The organism is Burkholderiales bacterium (genome assembly GCA_036262035.1).
GTDB lineage: Bacteria > Pseudomonadota > Gammaproteobacteria > Burkholderiales > SG8-41 > JAQGMV01.
The window spans coordinates 18,480-36,235 of record DATAJS010000017.1; the positions used below are offsets into that span (position 1 = coordinate 18,480).

Sequence of the window (17,756 nt, forward strand, 5' to 3'; positions counted from 1 at the left end):
TGACCCGGATTATTCGCTACGCAGGGACGGTAGACCTGACGCGGCGCTGGGAGCGCCACATCAGCGTGCACGCGATCGTGAGGTTGAGCAGGTTCCACGCTACGCCGTTCACGAACGCGGCGTGATACGAGCCCGTCACATCGAAGATGCGGCCCGACATCCAGCCGCCGAGCGCCATGCCGCCGAGGGTGCACATCATGACGAGGCCGACGCGCATGCCCGTGTCCTTCGCGGGAAAGTACTCCCGGATGATGATCGCGTACGAGGGCACGATGCCGCCCTGGAAGAGCCCGAACAGCGCGGCGATCACGTAGAGCGACATCAGCGAGTCGAACGGCAGGAAGAGGAGCAGCGCGACCCCCTGCAGGAACGAGCCCAGCAGCAGCGTTCGCAGCCCCCCGATCCTGTCGCAGACGATTCCCGACACCAGCCGGCTCACGATGCCGAATCCCATCATGACCGACAGCATCTCCGCGCCGCGCGCCGCGCCGTAACCGAGGTCGGCGCAGTACGCGACGATGTGGACCTGCGGCATCGACATCGCCACGCAGCACGCGACGCCCGCGATGCAGAGCAGGGTTTGTCCTTTCCACGGCGCGAGCCCGAAAGGCATCGCCGTCGCCGCCTCGCGGTGCGTCGACGCGGCCGCGGCCAGCGTCGGCGGACGCTGCCGCATGAAGAGTGCGAGCGACGCGATCGCCACGAAGCAGAACGCGCCGAGCCCGAAGTAGGTATGGCGCCAGCCGACCGACTCGACGAAATGCTGCACCACCCCGGGCCAGATGGTTCCGCCGAGATAGTTGCCGCTCGCGCAGATCGCTACCGCGATGCCGCGGCGGCGCGCGAACCACAGCGACGTGTCCGCGATGAGCGGCGCGAACATCGCCGAGCAGCCGAGGAAGCCGATCAAGAGGCCGTGCGCCAGCGTGAACGTCCAGATGCTCTCGCTGGTGCCGGCGAGCGCGAAGCCCAGACCCAGCGCCACCGAGCTGATGAAGAGCGGCGCCACGATGCCGTAGCGGTCGGCGAGCCGTCCCATCATCAGCCCGCCGACGCCGAAGCCGATCATCAACATCGAATACGGCGTCGCCGCGTCGGCGCGGGCGACGCCGAACTCGGCCTGCACGTTCGGCAGCACGACCGGGACGATGTACATGCCGGTCGCGCCGATGGTGGCGAGGGCGAGCGCGACCGCGAGGCGTGCGAACGCGTACGGGGAATCGGTGCTGTGCGCTGTGCTCATCGTCCGATTAGAACACGGGCGCGCATGTCCTTTGCGCCCTTTCCGTTCCTTCATGTTCTTGTTCTTTACAATGCGGCTTCACCAAAAGAAACCCGAGGAGGCGCAGTGAACGCAGGAACGCACACCCGCATCGCCGCTTTTCTCGCGGCGACCGTCGTCGCCGCCGCGCCGGGCGCGCAGGGGCAGACTCAGGCAGCTTCGTCCTTCGACAAAGGCTCAAAAGGCTCAGGACAGGCGTATCCGAACAAGCCGATCCGCATGACCGTGGCTTCCGGTCCCGGCGGCGGGCTCGACCTCGTCGCGCGCCTCGTCGCCGCGCCGATCGGCGAGTCGCTCCACCAGAACGTGGTCGTGGACAACCGTCCCGGCGCGAGCGGGAGCATCGCCGCCGAAGTCTGCGCGATCGCGGCGCCGGACGGTTACACCCTGATGGTGCTCTCCGCGAGCCTCGTCGTGTACGGCGTGGTGCACAAGACGCGCTACGACCTGCTGCGCGACTTCGACGCGGTATCGCAGATCGCGCAGAGCCCGTACCTCCTCACCATCTATCCCGGCCTGCCGGTGCACTCGGTGAAAGAGCTGGTCGCGTATGCGAAAGCGAATTCGGGCAAGATCAACTACGCGTCCACGGGGCCGGCTTCGCTCGCGCACCTGTCGGGCGAGCTCTTCGCGATGAAGACCGGAACCCAGCTGGTGCACGTCCCGTACAAAGGCGTCGGCGCGGGCTTGCCCGACATGCTCTCGGGCCGCACGCAGATGAGCTTTCTCTCCGGCGGCTCGGTGTCGGCGCAGATCCGGCAGCAGAAATTGAAGCCGCTCGCCGTCGCGAGCGCGCAACGCTCTAAGCTGAACCCCGATCTGCCGACGATGATCGAATCGGGCGTCCCCGATTTCGTCGTGACGCAGTGGCACGGCTTGCTCGCGCCGCGCGGCACGCCGCGCGCGATCGTCGATCGGCTGCAGGGCGAAGTGGTGAAAGCGGTGCAGCGTCCGGAGGTCTCGTCGCGGCTCGCGCTCGACGGCACCGAGCCGGTCGCGAGCTCGTCGAAGGAGTTCGCGGCGTTCCTGCGCAGCGAGCGCGACCAGTGGGCGAAGGTCGCGAAGGCGGCCAGGATACAGGCGGATTGAGCATGCCGCGCTTACTCGGAGTGCTCGGCGGCATGGGGCCGATGGCGACGGCGGACTTCTTCAAAAAGCTGATCGAAGAGACGCCGGCGCAATTCGACGAGCAGCACGTGCCGGCGGTGATTTACTCGGTGCCGCAGATCCCCGACCGCGTCGGCGCGATCACGCACGGCACCGAATCGCCGCTGCCGCAGATGCTCAAAGGCATGATGGCGCTGCGCAAGCTGGAGGTGGGCTGCGTCGCGATCGCCTGCAACACCGCGCATCACTGGTACGAAGAGCTGCAGCGCGCGAGCGGCCTGCCGATCCTGCACATCGCGGATGCCGCGGTCGACGATCTGAGGAAGCGCGGCGGGACCGAATCGCGCGTGGGGCTCCTCTGCACCGAAGCGACGATACACGCGCGCATCTACCAGGACCGCCTCGCCGAGCACGGCATCGAGTGCGTGCTCAACCCGCCCGAGGAACGGCAGCAGCTCGTGCGCCACGCCATCGACGCGGTGAAGCGCGGCAGCCTCGAGGAAGGCGGCCGCTTCGTCGAGCGCGCCGCGACGCTGCTCTTCGAGCGCGGCGTCGGGCACGTGATCCTCGGCTGCACCGAGCTTCCGGTCGCGCTCGACGCGATCGGCTCGCCCGCGTGCGCGCGCTGCGTCGACGCGACCCGCGCCCTCGCCCGCGAGTGCGTCGCGTGGTCGCTCAGCGCGAGCTGAAAATCCGGGTCGGAGTCAGATTATTCGCGGTTAATGTGACTCTGACCCGGATTTTCAGTCGGCGGTGGTGGGATCGATGACCGCGCGGATGCGGGCGATGGCGTTCGCCGGGAATCCGCCCTCCTGCGCGTGCTGCCGGATCGTCGCCTCGTCCGGGGCGATGTAGATGCAGTACACCTTGTCGTCGGTGACGTAGCTCTGGACCCACTGGATCTTCGGTCCCATGCTCTGGAGCACGCCGCAGGATTTCTGCGAGATCCCGTGCAGATCCGCCGCCGACAGCTTGCCGGCCCCCGGTATGTCCCGCTCGATCACGAATTTCGGCATCGTCGTCTCCTTCGGCTGTCGTCAGCAACACCGCGCGCCCCGCCCCGCGTGCCGCCGCTCCAGCGCCCACGCGAGGAACTCGCCTCGCGCGAGCGGGCGCTCGCCGGGATGGGTGACCCGCATGTGCTCGACGTACGCGTCGTAATCCGGCACGCCGAACACCTTGCGCCAGGCTCGGGCGAACTCCTTCAGGCGATCAGACATACGCCGCTCCTTTCGCCATCGCCGCCGGCGGCGTTTCGACCGCGGTCGGGTGCGAGGTGCGCCACGCCTGCAGGCCGATGCGGATCGCGTAGATGCACATCACCACCACGAGCAGCACGAAGAACGCGCACACCGCCGCGTCGAGATAGTTGTTGAACGCGACGCGCGACATCTCTTCCACGCTCTTCGCCGGCGCGATGATCCTGCCTTCCGCCGCGCCGTCCGCGAAGCGCTTCGCCTGCGCGAGGAAGCCGATCGCCGGCGTCGGATGGAAGATCTTCTGCACGCCCGCGGTCAGCGTCGTCACCAGCAGCCACGCGGTCGGTATCAGCGTGATCCACACGTAGCGCTCGCGCTTCATCTTCACCAGCACCACCGTGCACGCGATGAGCGCGATGCCCGCGAGCATCTGGTTGCCGATGCCGAAGAGCTGCCACAGGGTGTTGATGCCGCCGAGCGGATCGACCACCCCCTGATAGAGGAAGTAGCCCCACAACCCCACGCACAGCCCGGTCGCGGCGACGTTCGCCGGCAGCGAGTCGGTGTTGCCGAGCGGCGTCCAGACGTGGCCGAGCATGTCCTGGATCATGAAGCGGCCCACGCGCGTTCCGGCATCCACCGCCGTCAGGATGAACAGCGCCTCGAACAGGATCGCGAAGTGGTACCAGAACGCTTCGAGCGACTTGCCGCCCATCGCCTGCGCGAGGATCTGCGCCATCCCCACCGCCAGCGTCGGCGCGCCGCCCGCACGCGAGAGGATCGTCTTCTCCCCGATGTCGTGCGCGGTCTGGCTGATCATCTCGGGCGTGATGACGAAACCCCAGCCCGAGATCGTCTGCGCCGCCTGCTGCACCGTCGTACCGATCACCGCGCCGGGACTGTTCATGACGAAGTAGATGCCCGGATCGAGCACGCACGCGGCGGTGAGCGCCATGATCGCGACGAACGATTCGGTGAGCATGCCGCCGTAGCCGATCATGCGGATGTGGCCTTCGCTCTCGATCATCTTCGGCGTGGTGCCCGACGAGATCAGCGAATGAAAGCCCGACACCGAGCCGCAGGCGATCGTGATGAAAAGGAACGGGAAGAGGCTCCCCGAGAACACCGGCCCGGTGCCGTCGACGAAGCGCGTCACGTCGGGCATCCTCAAATTCGGCGCGACGATATAGATCCCGAGCGCCAGCGCCACCACCGTGCCGATCTTGAGGAAGGTCGAGAGATAGTCGCGCGGCGCGAGCATGAGCCACACCGGCAGGCTGGAGGCGATCGCGCCGTAGATGATGATCGCCCATGCGAGCTCGGTGCCTTTCAACGTGAACGCGGGACCCCACGAAGGATCGTCGGCCACCGCGCCGCCGAACCAGATCGACAGCAGCAGCAGCACCACGCCGATCGCCGACGCCTCGCCCACGCGCCCCGGACGCAGGTAGCGCATGTATACGCCCATGAGGAGCGCGATCGGGATCGTCGCCGCGATGGTGAAGGTGCCCCACGGGCTTTCGGCGAGCGCCTTGACCACGACCAGCGCCAGCACCGCGAGGATGATGATCATGATCGCCAGCACGCCGACCAGCGCGACCGAGCCGGGCACGGGACCGAGCTCCATCTTCACGATCTCGCCGAGCGACTTGCCGTCGCGCCGCGTCGAGACGAAGAGCACGATCATGTCCTGCACCGCGCCGGCGAGCACCACGCCGACGAGTATCCACAGCATGCCCGGCAGGTAACCCATCTGCGCCGCCAGCACGGGGCCGACCAGGGGTCCGGCGCCGGCGATCGCCGCGAAGTGATGGCCGAACAGCACCCACTTGTTGGTCGGCACGTAATCCATGCCGTCGTTGCGCCGCACCGCCGGCGTCGGCCGCGACGGGTCGACCTGCAGCGCGCGCTCGGCGATGTAACGGCTGTAGTAGCGGTAAGCGATGAAGTAGACGGCGAGCGCGGCGGTGACCAGCCAGGCCGCGTTGACCGTCTCGCCGCGGTTGAGCGCTATCGTTCCGAACCCGATGGCGCCGACCGCGGCGATGGCGAGGGTGACGAGGGTGGACGCGAGCTTCGACATGAAGACCTCCGCGGGTTAGAGGGTCGTCGAGCGTTCCATCGTATGCCTCGGCGCAACCGCCGTCGAGGCGTTAAGCTAGACCCTCCCCCCGAAATCCGGGTCGGAGTCGAATTTTCGAAAGTCAGGTTTTCCGCCACACACTCGATGCATCGACGCAGCTTCCTTCTCGCATTCCCCTCGCTTGCACTTGCTATTCGCGCCTACGCCGGCGAGGCGCGCCTTCCACGGATCGCAGCGGTACCGGGCGGCGTCGCCGAGGTGCGCCTCGGCAATGCGCCTGCTGCCCCGCGCGTGCACCTCGGCGACAAGCGCGTGCTCGTCGCGCGCAACGGCAACGAATGGGTCGCGCTCGTCGGCATCCCCCTCGCGACCAAGGCGGGTGCGACGCTGCACGTCGACGTCGAGCGCGCCGACGGACGCAAAGAGCGCCGCGACATCCCGATCGCGCCCAAGACGTATGCGTCGCAGCGCCTCAAGGTGAAGCCGGGCCAGGTCGAGCTCTCGCCCGAAGACCTCGCGCGCTACGAGCGCGAGCGCGCGCATCTGAAGAAAGTGCTGAAGACGTTCAGCGAAGAGCCGCCGGCCACGTTCGCATTCGCGCAACCCGTACCCGGACGCCGCTCGAGCTCGTTCGGCCTGCGCCGCTTCTTCAACGGCGTCGCGCGCAATCCTCACGGGGGCATGGACATCGCCGCGTCGAGCGGCACGCCGATCGTCGCTCCGACCTCGGGCCGCGTGATCGACGTCGGCGATTACTTCTTCTCGGGCAACCAGGTGGTGCTCGATCACGGCAGCGGCCTGCTGACGCTCTACGCGCACCTGTCGCGCGTCGACGCGAGCGAAGGACAAGCGCTGAAGGCCGGCGAAGCGTTCGGCGCGGTCGGCGCGACGGGGCGCGTGACCGGCCCGCACCTGCACTTCTCGGTCTATCTCAATTCCACCGCGGTCGATCCGGCGTCGTTCCTCCCGTAAGCGGCCGATTGCGGGCCGCGCGCCGCACGCAACATAATCGGCGCGAGTGCGGGCGACATCGCACGTCACCGGAGGTCGGCAGTGGCGCAGCAAAGAGACGGACCGAGCGCGCTTCCGGGGCTGCTCGCAATGCTCCTCGCGGTCAGCGCGATCGTGTGGTATCAGCAGGCGCCGCTCGAGAGCGCGCGCCCGCCGCACGGCGCGCCCCCGGCCAAACCGGACGAGCAGCAGAAGGTCGAGGCGCGGCTGTGGCAGGACCCGCTCGAAGTCGTGAGACAACACCTGGCGCGCCCGTCGGGCGACGGTTCGGGCAGGACGACGTTCGACGTCTCGCTACCCGCGGATGCTTTGTCGGGAAAATCCCCACGGCTTCTTCAGGGAAGCTGGCAGCCGGAACGCAGGAATCCGATCGGCGTGACCGCCGCCGAGCACACCGAGCGCCTGCGCGGACTGTTCGCCGGCCTCACGGCGCCGCAACGGCTCGGGATCGTCGCCGTGATGCTGCCGGGCGCGCCGTACGCCGAGGCAGCCGAAACGCGACGCCGCATCCGCTACGCGGTCGTCTCGGCGCTCCTCGCCGAGCAGCTCGAGCCCGAGGACGCCGAAAGCCTCCGTTACGTGGCGTACGAGCCGCCGCCGCAGGGTCCCGTAAAGCGGCGCGCCGAGCTCATCGTGCCGTACGAACGCTTCGTCGCCGGTTCCCGCCGCGCCAGCGTCGTGCTGCTGTGGCTCGATGACCGGTGGTTCGCGCAGGACCCGCTCGAGAAGCTGCATCGCCTCGCCACCGATCTGCGCGGCGCGCTGCCCGCCGATGTCCAGGCGCAGGTCAAGGTGCTGGGGCCGACCGGATCGCAGATGCTGTACGACATCGTGACCGCGCTCGCGCCGGCGCAGATCGTCGCGTCCACCAACGGCGCTGTCGACTCGCTGCGACCGGTGCACGCGCCGGCGTGGTGCGCACCGGGCAAGGTGCCGACGTTCGAGCTCATCTCGCCGTTCGCGACGAGCGAGACGTACGTCGCGGCGCCCCTCGAGCCCGACGCACGCTTTACTCCCGGGGGCGCGCTCACCGCCTACGCGGCGATGCGCAGCCGCGCGGCGCAGGCATTGCGCCAGTGCAACATCGCGCTCAAGCGCGCCATCGGCACCGACCTGCAGCTCGCGGCGCTCATCGGCGCCGAGCTCGAGCTCCGGGGCGTGCGCGTCGCCCGCGATCGCATCGCGGTCGTCGCCGAAGCGGATACGACGTATGCGCGCGCCTTCCCGGCGCAGATGCAGCGCGCCAACTGCAGCCCGCAGGCGCCCTCACAGGGCAAGTGCCGCATCGATTACTTCAGCTACCTGCGCGGGCTCGACGGCCGCACCGCCGGCGACGGCGCACAGGAGGCGCCGCGGGCGTCCGACAAGCGCGGGGACAAGGACGCTCCCAAAGCGGGGGCGACCGAGCGCGCCGACGGCAACAGCCAGCAGGATTATCTGCGGCGCCTTGCCGCCCATATCAAGGCGCTCGACGAGGAGTCGATGCGGCAGGGGCGCGGCGAGCTGCGGGCGATCGGCGTCATGGGCAGCGACATCTACGACAAGCTCCTCGTGCTGAGGGCGCTGCGCGAAGCGTTTCCGAAAGCGCTGTTCTTCACCACCGATCTGGACGCCCGCATGCTGCAGTCTTCCGAGATCGAATGGACGCGCAACCTCCTCGTCGCGTCGAGCTTCGGCCTCGAGCTGCGCAACGAGCTCCAGGTGCACGTGCCGCCGTTCCGCGACAACTACCAGACCGCCGCGTTTTTCGCGACCCGGCTCGCCGTGGGCTCGCACGCGGATCCGTGGTCGACGCGCAGCGAAAGCCTGCTCGCGACGCCGCGCATGTTCGAGATCGGACACTCGCGCGCGTTCGATCTCACCGCGTACGACGCGGGCGAGCGCGGATCGTGCACCAGCATCGACGATTGCGCGTCGCTGCACCCGGTTGCGACGCGTTACACGCCGGATCCGCTCAAGTCGTCGCTGCTGCTCCTCGCCGGGTTCCTGCTGTTGTGGCGGCTCACCTACTCGTACAGCGCCTCGGTGCGGGCGGCGACGCGCGACGCGCGCGACATCGCACCGGGGACGGTGGCGGCGCTCGCGATCGCGGCGATTGCGGGCGTGATCATGTACGTCGTGCTGCTCGCGGCGAGCGCTGCGCTGCAGACGCCGTCGCTGCGCGCGCAGCCGGCCGCGGTGCGCATCGGCGGATTGCTGCTCGCGGGCGCGCTGGCGGCCGCGCTGCTGTCGGCGGCGTTCGTCAGGCTGCACGGCGCGTTCTCGGCCAGCGCGCGGTTCCGCCGCGTCGGCGTCGGCGCGGCGTGGCTCGGCATCGCCGCCGCGGCGGTGGCGTGGATCGTCGCGGGGCTGAACGACGGCTACGAGCCGTGGACGTGGTCCGACGGCATCAGCATCTGGCCGTCGGTGGCGATCCGGCTTCTGGCCGTGGTGCTGACGATCTATTTCATTCTGCGCATCCGGCGCATCGTCGCGGAGAACGAAGCGCTCATCGCTTCGCGCTTCGGGTTGTCGGCGCCGGATGCGTTGCGGCTGCCGTTTCCCGGCTGGCGCGCATTGTTCAGAAACCGACGCCCCGAGCACCTCCTGGTGCGCACGTGGGTGCCGGATCGCGACGACGCGGTGCCCGACGCGGCGGATCGAACGGTCATCGTCGCCGATCGGTGGAAGGAGTTCGTCGTCAGGGGCGCGTGGTGGGCGCGCTGCTATCGCTGCGCGCCGCTCACGATCGTCGGGCTGGGGGTGGGCTGGCTGCTCGTCGCGTGGCTCGGCGAGCCGGGCGTGCCGTATCGCGGCTTCGCGAGCCTTTTCGTCTACAGCCTGGTGATCTTCGTGGGGGTCGTGCTGTTCCTGTACCTCATCTTCATCGTCGTCGACGTGATCAAGCTCGCGCAGCGCATGATCGACCAGTTGAACGACGGGGTATCGCAGTGGCCGGACAGCACGCAGCAGAAGTTCCAGGAGCAGCTGCACCTCGACGGGCCGACGCGCAACGACTGGATCGACCTGCGCTGGATCGCCGAGCACACCGCGGCGATCGACACCGTCATCTATTACCCCGCGATCATCCTCGTGCTCTTCATCTTCGCCAGGCACCGCGCCATCGACAACTTCGACATCAACCCGGCGCTCATCGTCATCTTCGTGATCTCGGGGCTGACGGCGGTCGCGTGCGCGGTGATGGTGCGGCGCTCGGCCGAGCACGCGCGGCACGTCGCCGCCTCGCGCATCTCGCGGCGGCTCATCGCGGCGAAAGGCGACGGCGCCGCGACGGCCTCGGCCCAGCTCCAGGAAGTGCTCGATCGCGTGGAAAAGCTGCGCGACGGCGCTTTCGCGCCGTATGCCCAGCAACCGATGTTGAAAGCGCTGCTGCTGCCGCTGGGCGGGATCGGCGGCGCCGCGCTGGTGGACTACCTGACCCTCTTCGGCATCTGACCCTCCGCTGCTTCCGATCTAAGTAGTTCGCCCGTCACGCTTTTTGGCGTAAATTACGGCCCGGACGGCGCGCGGCGGCGCGGCGGTAGATCGTATCCGCAGGCTCCGCAATGAAAAAGTTCGCCTTTTTGCTAAAGGTGGCGACCGCCGTCCCCGTTAAGGCGGTAGCCGAGCACTTTTTCCGGTCGGCGTACGGTCGTCCGTGGAAGGGTGGTCAAGCAAGCAATGAAAGAACAACAACAAACCGAAGGGTGGCCGGTCGGGTCCTGCGATGTCGGGTACGGCCGCGCCGCAGAGGAAATGTAATGCGGCTCGGGCTGCGCGCAAAATTCACCGTCATGGTGCTGGTCCTGCTGATCGGCACTCTGGCGGCGAACACCTATTACTTCGTCCAGGCATCGATCGAGCGCCAGGAGCAGCAGCTGCACGAGCGCGGGCGCGCGCTCGGCCGGCTGATCTCGGTCATCAGCCCGCAGGCGATCCTCGCGTTCGACTATCTGCAGCTCAACGACTACACCCGCGAGGTGTCCTCCCAGCCGGACGTCGTGTACGGCGTGGTGCTGTCCCGCGACGGGATGCCGATCAGCACCTACATCCGGGGCGCGAGCACGTCGGCGCGTGAAAAGCTCGAAGCCGCCGGCCCGAAAGCACTTCTCGCGGCGCTGCAACAACTGGGCGGCGAGGACAACCTCCTCCACCTCGAATTCCCGATCGTGCACAACCAGGTCGTGCTCGGCCACTTCCTGGTGGGCCTCAGCCGCGAATCGTTGCACCGCGAGATCCGGGGCCAGCTCGCGAGGCAGCTCGGCCTGTTCGCCGCCATCGTGCTCTTCCTCGGCGCGGCCATCTACGCAGTGTTCCGTTTCAGCGTGCTGGTGCCGATCCAGAAGCTCATCGCAGCATCGCACGAAGTCGGCCGCGGCGAGTATCCCGTCGTCGAAGTCAAATCCACCGACGAGTTCGGCACGCTCGCGCAGGCCTTCAACACGATGGCCGCCGAGGTCAAGCTGAAGCAGGAGAAGCTGCACCGGCAGGCGAACTTCGACGCGCTGACCGGTCTGCCGAACCGCATGATGGCTTTCGATCGCATCAGCCGCGAGATCAGCCGCGCGAAGCGCTCGGGCGAGCGCTTCGCGCTGATGTTCGTCGATCTCGACAACTTCAAGGACGTGAACGACTCGCTCGGCCATGCCGCCGGCGACCAGCTTCTGGTGGGCATCGGCGCGCGCCTGCAGGCGTGCATGCGCGATGCCGACAGCGTCGCGCGCCTCGGGGGCGACGAGTTTCTGGTGCTCGTGCCGGACGTCGCCGACGAAGTCGAGATCGAGCGCATCGCCGCGCGCATGGCCGATGCGGTGTCGGAGCCGCAAGAGCTCTGCGGGCGCCAGGTCGTCGCCAAGTGCAGCATCGGCATCGCGCTCTATCCGGACAACGGCGTGAGCGTCGAAGCGCTCATGGCGAACGTCGACAACGCGATGTACCAGGCCAAGGCGCTGCGCGACGGCTCGGCGATGTTCTTCACCGAGGAGATGAACACGCGGCTGCGCTCGCGTATGGAGCTGGAGCAGGACCTGCACACCGCGGCGAAGCTGGGCCAGCTCGCGCTGCACTTCCAGCCGATCTACGTCACGGGCACGGCTCGCCCGGCGGGCGCCGAAGTGCTGCTGCGCTGGCAGCATCCGGAGCGCGGCAACGTCAGCCCCGCCGATTTCATTCCGATCGCCGAGGCGAGCGGGCAGATCGTCGCCATCGGCGACTGGGTGCTCGAGCACGCGTGCCGCGCGTGGGCGGGCTGGCGCAGCCACGGCATCGATCCGGGCATTCTGGCGATCAACATCTCCGGGGTGCAGTTCAGGAAGCGTTTCTCGAAACGGCTGGCCGAGCTCATGGCCGCCTATGGGGTGCCGGCGCAGGCGCTCGAGCTGGAGGTGACCGAGCGCGTGCTGCTCGACGACCAGGATTCCGTCGCCGAAGAGCTGGCGAGCCTGCGAGCGCTCGGCGTTCGCCTGTCGCTCGACGATTTCGGCACCGGCTATTCGGCGCTGAGCTATCTGAAGCGCTTCAAGTTCGACCTGCTGAAGATCGACCAGGGCTTCGTCGCGGGTCTGCCGGGGAACCCGGACGACACTTCGGTGGTCAAGGCTATCCTTGCCATGGCGGCGGGGCTCGACCTCAAGGTCGTCGCCGAAGGCGTGGAGACTCACGAGCAGCTTCACTTCCTCACCGCGCACGGCTGCGACTTCGCGCAGGGTTATTTCCTGGCGAAGCCAATGGATGAAGCGAGTTACGGCCGCTTTCTCGAGCGCGTCCGCACCGACGAAGTGGCCGCGGCGTGATGCGCGCCATGGGTGTAAGGAGCTTGGAAGTGGGATTTCGATCGATCCGCAAGTGGCTGGGTATCGTGCAGGGCGCCGCCGCCGTCGCCGCGGCCGCCTGTGCGGCGCCCTCCGCGACGGCCGCGGAGCAACAGCTCGTCCTCGGCATCTTCCCGCGCTACAACGCGACCGAGACCGCGACCATGTACGTCCCGCTCGCCGAGCACCTGAGCCGCCGCCTCGGCAATGCACGCGTCTCGGTCGTGACCGCCAAGGATTTCGATGCGTTCTGGAAAGGCGTCGAACAGCAGAAGTACGACATCGTCCACTACAACCAGTATCACTACATCCGCTCGTCGCAGCACTATCGCGTGATCGGCCACAGCAAGGAATTCGGCAGGAGCGCGGTCGCGGGAGCGATCTACGTGCGCAAAGACAGCGGCATCACCGATCTCGCCCAGCTTCGCGGCCGCACGGTGATCTTCGGCGGCGGCAAAGACGCCATGATGAGCTATATCGGGCCGCGCTTTCTCATGATGCGCGCCGGCCTGAAGGACGGCGACTTCAAGACCGAGTTCGCGATCAACCCGCCGAACGCCCTGCTCGCGCTGTATCACAGGCAGGCCGACGCGGCCGGCGGCGGCGACATCCTCATCGACCTGCCCGTGGTGAAGAACGCCATCAACAGCGGCGAGCTCAGGATACTCGCCACCACCGAGCCGCTGCTCTTCCTGCCGTGGGCGGTGAAGCACACCATGCCGGCGAAGCAGCGCGAGGCGATCCAGGCGATCCTCACCGAGCTCGACAAGACCGACGCCGGCAAAGCGGTGCTCAAGGCCGCCAAGACGAGCGGCATCGAGAAGGCCGAGGACAAGGATTACGTGCCGCACCGCAAGATGATCGATGCGGTGTTCGGGGCACAGGGGACCGTCAAACAGTGAGGATCCCGCGCAACAAGAGGCTTGCCGCCGCCGCACTGCTCGTGGCTTTCACGACGTGGGCGCGCTGGGGCTCGGGGTTCCCGGTGTTTCGCTCGGAAGTGGCGCCGGAACCGGGCTGGGCGTCGTTCCGGGCGCATTACGACGTCGCCTATTTCGGCAAGGACGGCCAGTTCGTGCGCGCGGTGCAGAACGGCTACAACCTGTTCGAGCACACCTGGAAGTACGCACCGCGATTCACGCGTCAGACCGCGGCCGACCGGGTGAACTCGTGCTCCGATTGCCACACGCCGGAAGACCTGGCGTACGGCTTCGTCAATTCCGATCGCTACAGCGCGAAGCTCGGACGCCGGGTGTCGTTCGAGGAGCAGGTGCAGCGCTGCTACGCAGGGCCCATGAACGGCTACGTGCCGACGATCTACGACCCTGCGGTGCGTGACATCCGGCTGCTCGCCCGCACCGTCGCCCATCATCTGCAGCTCAGCGAAGGCGCCGTCAAGCCCGCGCCGTCGGTGAAGCCCGATTCGAAGGAGGACCTCGCACAGTGATGCAAATGGCGGTCAAGGTCGCAAAAGTCACTCTGCTCGCCCTCCTCGCCGGAGGGTTCTATCTCCTCGCCACGTGGAAGCACGCCGAGCGCGATCACATCCGCAGCGCGCCGGTCACGCTCACCAAGGCATGCGGCCAGAAGCTCGCGCGCTATGCCCTCGCGGCCGGCGATCGATACGAGTCGCCCTACGTGCGGCAGCACACCGGCACCGCGGTCGTGCTGCGCGGCTACAGCGAAGAGGACGTGAGAGCCATCGAGCGCGGCTGCAACATCATCGACGACACGCAGGGCCGTCAGGCCGGGGACGTCAGCCTCGAGCGCTGGAACGCCAAGCGTTACATCCGCGGCGACCATCTCGCCTGCACCCACTGCCATCAATCGGCCGGCGACAAGCAGGACGCGCAGGGCAACCGGCTCAAGGGCTCGCTCCACCTCGGCACCTCGTGGGCGATGGCCGACATGTACGACCGCTTCACCGGTCTGCTGCTGCCGTTCGAGCTGCGCCAGATGCAGTGCTTCATCAACTCTTCGAACGGATACAAGCCGAACATCTCGGACGACGTGATCCGCGACATCACCGCCTACAGCCGCTTCCTGTCGGCGGCGCTCGATCTGAAGATCGGCAACCACTACGACGAGCAGGGCATCGACGAGATCGCCGCCTCCGCCACGAACAAGCAGGGCGACGACTACGTGCGCGGCGAGCAGCTCTTCAAGGAGAAGTGCCAGGTGTGCCACGGCCCGGCCGCCTCGGGCCGCGAAGTCGCCGGACAGCTCATCGCGCCGGCCATCGCGGGGCCCAACGCCTGGAACTCCCAGTCGCGCAACTACTTCAACTACGTCTCGACGATCCTGCCGGGATTCATCTGCCGCAACATGCCGCTCGGCCAGGAAGGCACGCTCACGAACCAGGAATGCCGCGACATCGCGTTCTACATCGGCAACCTGCCGCGCCCCGCGGGTGACAAGCAGGGGCCGCTCATGGCGCTCAAACAACAGGTGCTGATGCGCACGCTGCCGCCGCTGCTGCGCTTCATGGACAACGGATCGCACGAGGACGCGACCCACCACGCCGCGCAGCAGGCGCAATGAAAGCGCTCGCGCTGCGCTACCGTGACGTGCTGTGGGCGCAGTGGCCCGCCGTCAGCGGCAATCTCGTCGTCGGGCTCACGCTCGCGCTCGTCACGATCCCGCAGGCGGTGGCGTTCTCGGTGACGCTCGCCGGCGTGCCGCCGCACTTCGGCATCGCCGCCGCGATCTGGGGCGTGCTCTTCTGCGCGCTGCTGAATCCGTCGCGGATCTTCCACGGCGGGCCGAACAACTCGATGTCGGCCGCGATCGGCGTGACGCTGCTGCCGGTCGCCGCGCCTTTCGGCGCCGAGTACATGGGCTACGCGCTGACGCTGGGCCTGATGGCCGGGGTCATCCAGATGCTGTTCTACCTGATCCGGCCGCTCGGGCGCACGCTCGACCTGATCAGCGAGCCTGTGATCAACGGCTTCATCTGCGGCATCGGGCTCTTCCTCATCTTCAAATCGCTGACCACTTTCGGCGGGCTGCCGCTCAACACCGAAGTCGAATGGCCGCTGATGATCGCCTGGCATTCGCTCATCGCCGTGGTCGAGATCGGCAACCTGTACGCGATCCAGGTCGGGCTGCTCACGCTGGTCGTGTGCGTGGCCGCGCAGCAGTTCGAGCGCCTGCGCAACTGGGCGATCCTCATCGGCGTCGCGGCCGGGACGCTCTACTCGCAGTACCTGAACGTCACACTCGGCGCGCAGACGACGCTGCTCGAGCAGATCGGCAACCTGTCGTCGATCGGCTTCATCGCCCCGTCGGTGCCGCTGTTCACGCAGGAGGCGATGCCCGACATCATCGCCATCGTGCCGGGCGCGGTGACGCTCGCGCTGCTCGGACTCTTCCAGACCGTCGCGGCGATGCGCCGCATGAGCCGCAAGACCGGCGGCTTCACCGACAGCCGCAGCGCCATCTTCTCCGACGCGGTGTCGAATTGCCTGCTGCCTTTCCTCTCGTCGCTCCCCACGTGCGCTTCGTTCAACCGCATGTGGCTCGTGCACCGGCTCGGCATCCACAGCCGCATCGCGATCGTGATCTCGGCGCTGTGGGTGCTGCTCCTGGTCATCTTCTTCGCCGGCGCGATCGCGGTCATCCCGATGCCGGCGATGGCGGCGGTGATCATGCTGCTCGGCGCGAACATGATCAAATGGGAGGACATCCGGCCGCACTTCCGGCACCGCGGCGAGACCGTGGTGTTCCTCGGCTCGTTCCTGTCGGTGATCTTCCTCGACCTGTTCGAAGCGGTGATCTTCGGGTCGATACTCGCGATCGCCTACGCGAAATGGGAGCAGGCGCACCCGAACGTGAGCCTGCAGGGCAACGTGCTGAAGATCCGCGGCAACATCTATTACGGGTCGCTGCCGGTGATCGAGGCGCTGTACCACCGCGCGATCGCGCAGGTCGACGAGCTCGTGATCGACTTCTCGGAGGCCTACTACATCGACCAGGAAGGCATCCGCTGGCTCGCGGCCGCCAAGGCGGCGCGCAAGGCGGGCTTCGTCGATCGGCGCGGCTCCGAGCGGCGCGAGAGCATGGACCGCCGGGAGCTCGCGCGCGCCGAAGCCGGCGACCGCCGCACGCAGGAGCGGCGCGAGGCGCGCGGCCGGCGCCGGCGCGACCGGCGGCACCGAGCCGAGTTCTAGCCGGCCCGCCTCGCAGGTACGCGCGAGGCGCCGCATGCATCCTCGCGCGGATTCGCGCGAAAATCTTCATTGATATTTCGAATGGATCGCCGCGCGCCGAACGCCTGCACGAGGCTCACGCATCGCGATTCGTAATGACGCGGCGCCGCTCGTACGTGTGCGCTGCACGTCGACCTGCATCAGCTTAGTGTTTGTCTGAGCACTCATTTTTGAGTGCTTACCCGCGCTGTTCGCCACTCGACGAAGCGGCGTCGGCGCGCTGCGGCTCGACATCCGCTGTCGTTGCCGGCGATCCCACCACGGACGCTGCACCATACTTTCTTCGGGTTTCCACTAATGGCCGCCCGGATCGAGCGCCCACTATTCTCTGCGCCGGCTGCGACTGCCAACTACAACTCCGAGGAGACTATGGCTACTGCTGTGCGGAGCAAGGTTCCGCTTCATGACAACAAGAACTTCATGTCGGGTATGTTCTTCATAGGCACCGGCGCACTCGGCCTGTTCATGGCGCAGGACTATCCGATGGGAACCGCGCTGCGCATGGGGCCGGGTTACTTCCCGATCGTGCTGTCGAGCATGCTCATCCTGTTCGGCATCTACTGCCTCATCCAGGGATTGCTGAACCCCGAGCCGATGCCCGGCAACTGGTCGTTGCGAGCGCTCACCATCCTGCCGATCGCAACCGTGATCTTCGGCCTGCTGATGGAGCACGCCGGATTCATCCCGGCGCTGATCGTCCTCGTGCTGACTTCGGCGTATGCCGGCAAGGAATTCAAATTCTTCGAGGTGCTCATCCTCGCGCTCGGCCTCACCGTCGCGTCGTGGGCGCTCTTCATCTGGGGCCTCGGCCTCCCGTATCCGTTGTTCGTGGGGTACTGAGCCATGGAACTGTTCAATAACCTCCTCCTCGGCTTCAGCGTCGCGCTGTCGTTCCAGAACCTGTGGTTCTGCTTCCTCGGCGTGTTCCTCGGCACCCTGATCGGCGTGCTGCCCGGCATCGGACCGCTCGCGACCATCGCGATGCTGCTGCCGATCACCTTCAACGTGCCGCCGGTCTCCGCGCTCATCATGCTCGCGGGCATCTACTACGGCGCGCAGTACGGCGGCTCGACCACC

Annotated in this window: 15 protein-coding genes; 11 read left to right on the forward strand and 4 right to left on the reverse strand. The window is 67.4% G+C overall.

Annotation, left to right across the window (positions count from 1 at the left end; genetic code table 11):
- Positions 1-16: 16 nt before the first annotated feature.
- Entirely contained in the window at positions 17-1,243 is a 1,227-nt protein-coding gene (locus VHP37_20335) for an MFS transporter (protein HEX2828714.1), read from the reverse strand.
- A 105-nt stretch (positions 1,244-1,348) separates the two neighbouring features.
- On the opposite strand from VHP37_20335, the gene VHP37_20340 reads away from it, so the two are divergent.
- Both VHP37_20340 and VHP37_20345 read left to right on the forward strand, forming a co-directional pair.
- Positions 1,349-2,371, forward strand: coding sequence for a tripartite tricarboxylate transporter substrate binding protein (locus tag VHP37_20340; protein HEX2828715.1), 1,023 nt, complete (start codon positions 1,349-1,351; stop codon positions 2,369-2,371).
- Positions 2,372-2,373: 2 nt separating this feature from the next.
- Positions 2,374-3,078, forward strand: a complete 705-nt coding sequence (locus VHP37_20345) for an amino acid racemase (GenBank protein ID HEX2828716.1) — start codon at positions 2,374-2,376, stop codon at positions 3,076-3,078.
- A 54-nt stretch (positions 3,079-3,132) separates the two neighbouring features.
- Here the strand turns inward: VHP37_20345 and VHP37_20350 are convergent, their stop codons facing one another.
- From VHP37_20350 to VHP37_20360, 3 genes are read right to left on the reverse strand one after another with little or no spacing between them, the layout of a single operon-like run.
- Positions 3,133-3,405 carry a DUF4242 domain-containing protein gene (locus VHP37_20350; protein HEX2828717.1) on the reverse strand — a complete coding sequence of 91 codons (273 nt, stop codon included), beginning with the start codon at positions 3,403-3,405 and terminating at the stop codon, positions 3,133-3,135.
- A gap of 21 nt (positions 3,406-3,426) precedes the next feature.
- A complete protein-coding gene (locus VHP37_20355) occupies positions 3,427-3,609 on the reverse strand; it encodes a YbdD/YjiX family protein (GenBank protein HEX2828718.1) in 183 nt (60 codons plus the stop codon).
- On the reverse strand, positions 3,602-5,671 hold the full coding sequence (locus VHP37_20360; GenBank protein ID HEX2828719.1) for a carbon starvation CstA family protein: 2,070 nt from the start codon (positions 5,669-5,671) through the stop codon (positions 3,602-3,604). Before VHP37_20360 ends, VHP37_20355 begins: the two co-directional genes overlap by 8 nt.
- Positions 5,672-5,815: 144 nt before the next feature.
- Between VHP37_20360 and VHP37_20365 the strand changes: the two genes are divergently transcribed.
- From VHP37_20365 to VHP37_20405, 9 genes are all read left to right on the forward strand, one after another.
- Positions 5,816-6,643: a peptidoglycan DD-metalloendopeptidase family protein gene (locus VHP37_20365; GenBank protein HEX2828720.1), complete on the forward strand. Its 828-nt coding sequence runs from the start codon at positions 5,816-5,818 to the stop codon at positions 6,641-6,643.
- 81 nt (positions 6,644-6,724) lie between these two features.
- On the forward strand, positions 6,725-10,117 hold the full coding sequence (locus VHP37_20370) for a hypothetical protein (GenBank protein ID HEX2828721.1): 3,393 nt from the start codon (positions 6,725-6,727) through the stop codon (positions 10,115-10,117).
- 305 nt (positions 10,118-10,422) lie between these two features.
- Entirely contained in the window at positions 10,423-12,453 is a 2,031-nt protein-coding gene (locus VHP37_20375) for an EAL domain-containing protein (protein ID HEX2828722.1), read from the forward strand.
- Between the two features lie 29 nt (positions 12,454-12,482).
- The gene (locus tag VHP37_20380; protein HEX2828723.1) at positions 12,483-13,373 is read left to right on the forward strand and encodes a PhnD/SsuA/transferrin family substrate-binding protein; all 891 of its coding nucleotides are present in this window, start codon (positions 12,483-12,485) and stop codon (positions 13,371-13,373) included.
- A complete protein-coding gene (locus tag VHP37_20385) occupies positions 13,370-13,918 on the forward strand; it encodes a hypothetical protein (protein ID HEX2828724.1) in 549 nt (182 codons plus the stop codon). The genes VHP37_20380 and VHP37_20385 overlap by 4 nt, the downstream gene beginning before the upstream one ends.
- Positions 13,918-15,012: a c-type cytochrome gene (locus tag VHP37_20390; protein ID HEX2828725.1), complete on the forward strand. Its 1,095-nt coding sequence runs from the start codon at positions 13,918-13,920 to the stop codon at positions 15,010-15,012. Before VHP37_20385 ends, VHP37_20390 begins: the two co-directional genes overlap by 1 nt.
- Positions 15,009-16,640: a SulP family inorganic anion transporter gene (locus VHP37_20395; protein ID HEX2828726.1), complete on the forward strand. Its 1,632-nt coding sequence runs from the start codon at positions 15,009-15,011 to the stop codon at positions 16,638-16,640. The genes VHP37_20390 and VHP37_20395 overlap by 4 nt, the downstream gene beginning before the upstream one ends.
- 459 nt (positions 16,641-17,099) lie before the next feature.
- Positions 17,100-17,519 carry a tripartite tricarboxylate transporter TctB family protein gene (locus tag VHP37_20400; protein HEX2828727.1) on the forward strand — a complete coding sequence of 140 codons (420 nt, stop codon included), beginning with the start codon at positions 17,100-17,102 and terminating at the stop codon, positions 17,517-17,519.
- A gap of 3 nt (positions 17,520-17,522) precedes the next feature.
- Positions 17,523-17,756, forward strand: a 234-nt coding sequence (locus VHP37_20405) for a tripartite tricarboxylate transporter permease (protein ID HEX2828728.1), incomplete at its 3' end; no start/stop codon positions are given.

Bases quoted from the DNA above. Each gene is read 5' to 3' on its own strand.
- VHP37_20335 (HEX2828714.1), bottom strand. From the start codon at position 1,243: ATGAGCACAGCGCACAGCACCGATTCCCCGTACGCGTTCGCACGCCTC.
- VHP37_20345 (HEX2828716.1), top strand. From the start codon at position 2,374: ATGCCGCGCTTACTCGGAGTGCTCGGCGGCATGGGGCCGATGGCGACG.
- VHP37_20350 (HEX2828717.1), bottom strand. From the start codon at position 3,405: ATGCCGAAATTCGTGATCGAGCGGGACATACCGGGGGCCGGCAAGCTG.
- VHP37_20355 (HEX2828718.1), bottom strand. From the start codon at position 3,609: ATGTCTGATCGCCTGAAGGAGTTCGCCCGAGCCTGGCGCAAGGTGTTC.
- VHP37_20360 (HEX2828719.1), bottom strand. From the start codon at position 5,671: ATGTCGAAGCTCGCGTCCACCCTCGTCACCCTCGCCATCGCCGCGGTC.
- VHP37_20365 (HEX2828720.1), top strand. From the start codon at position 5,816: ATGCATCGACGCAGCTTCCTTCTCGCATTCCCCTCGCTTGCACTTGCT.
- VHP37_20375 (HEX2828722.1), top strand. From the start codon at position 10,423: ATGCGGCTCGGGCTGCGCGCAAAATTCACCGTCATGGTGCTGGTCCTG.
- VHP37_20390 (HEX2828725.1), top strand. From the start codon at position 13,918: ATGCAAATGGCGGTCAAGGTCGCAAAAGTCACTCTGCTCGCCCTCCTC.
- VHP37_20395 (HEX2828726.1), top strand. From the start codon at position 15,009: ATGAAAGCGCTCGCGCTGCGCTACCGTGACGTGCTGTGGGCGCAGTGG.
- VHP37_20400 (HEX2828727.1), top strand. From the start codon at position 17,100: ATGTCGGGTATGTTCTTCATAGGCACCGGCGCACTCGGCCTGTTCATG.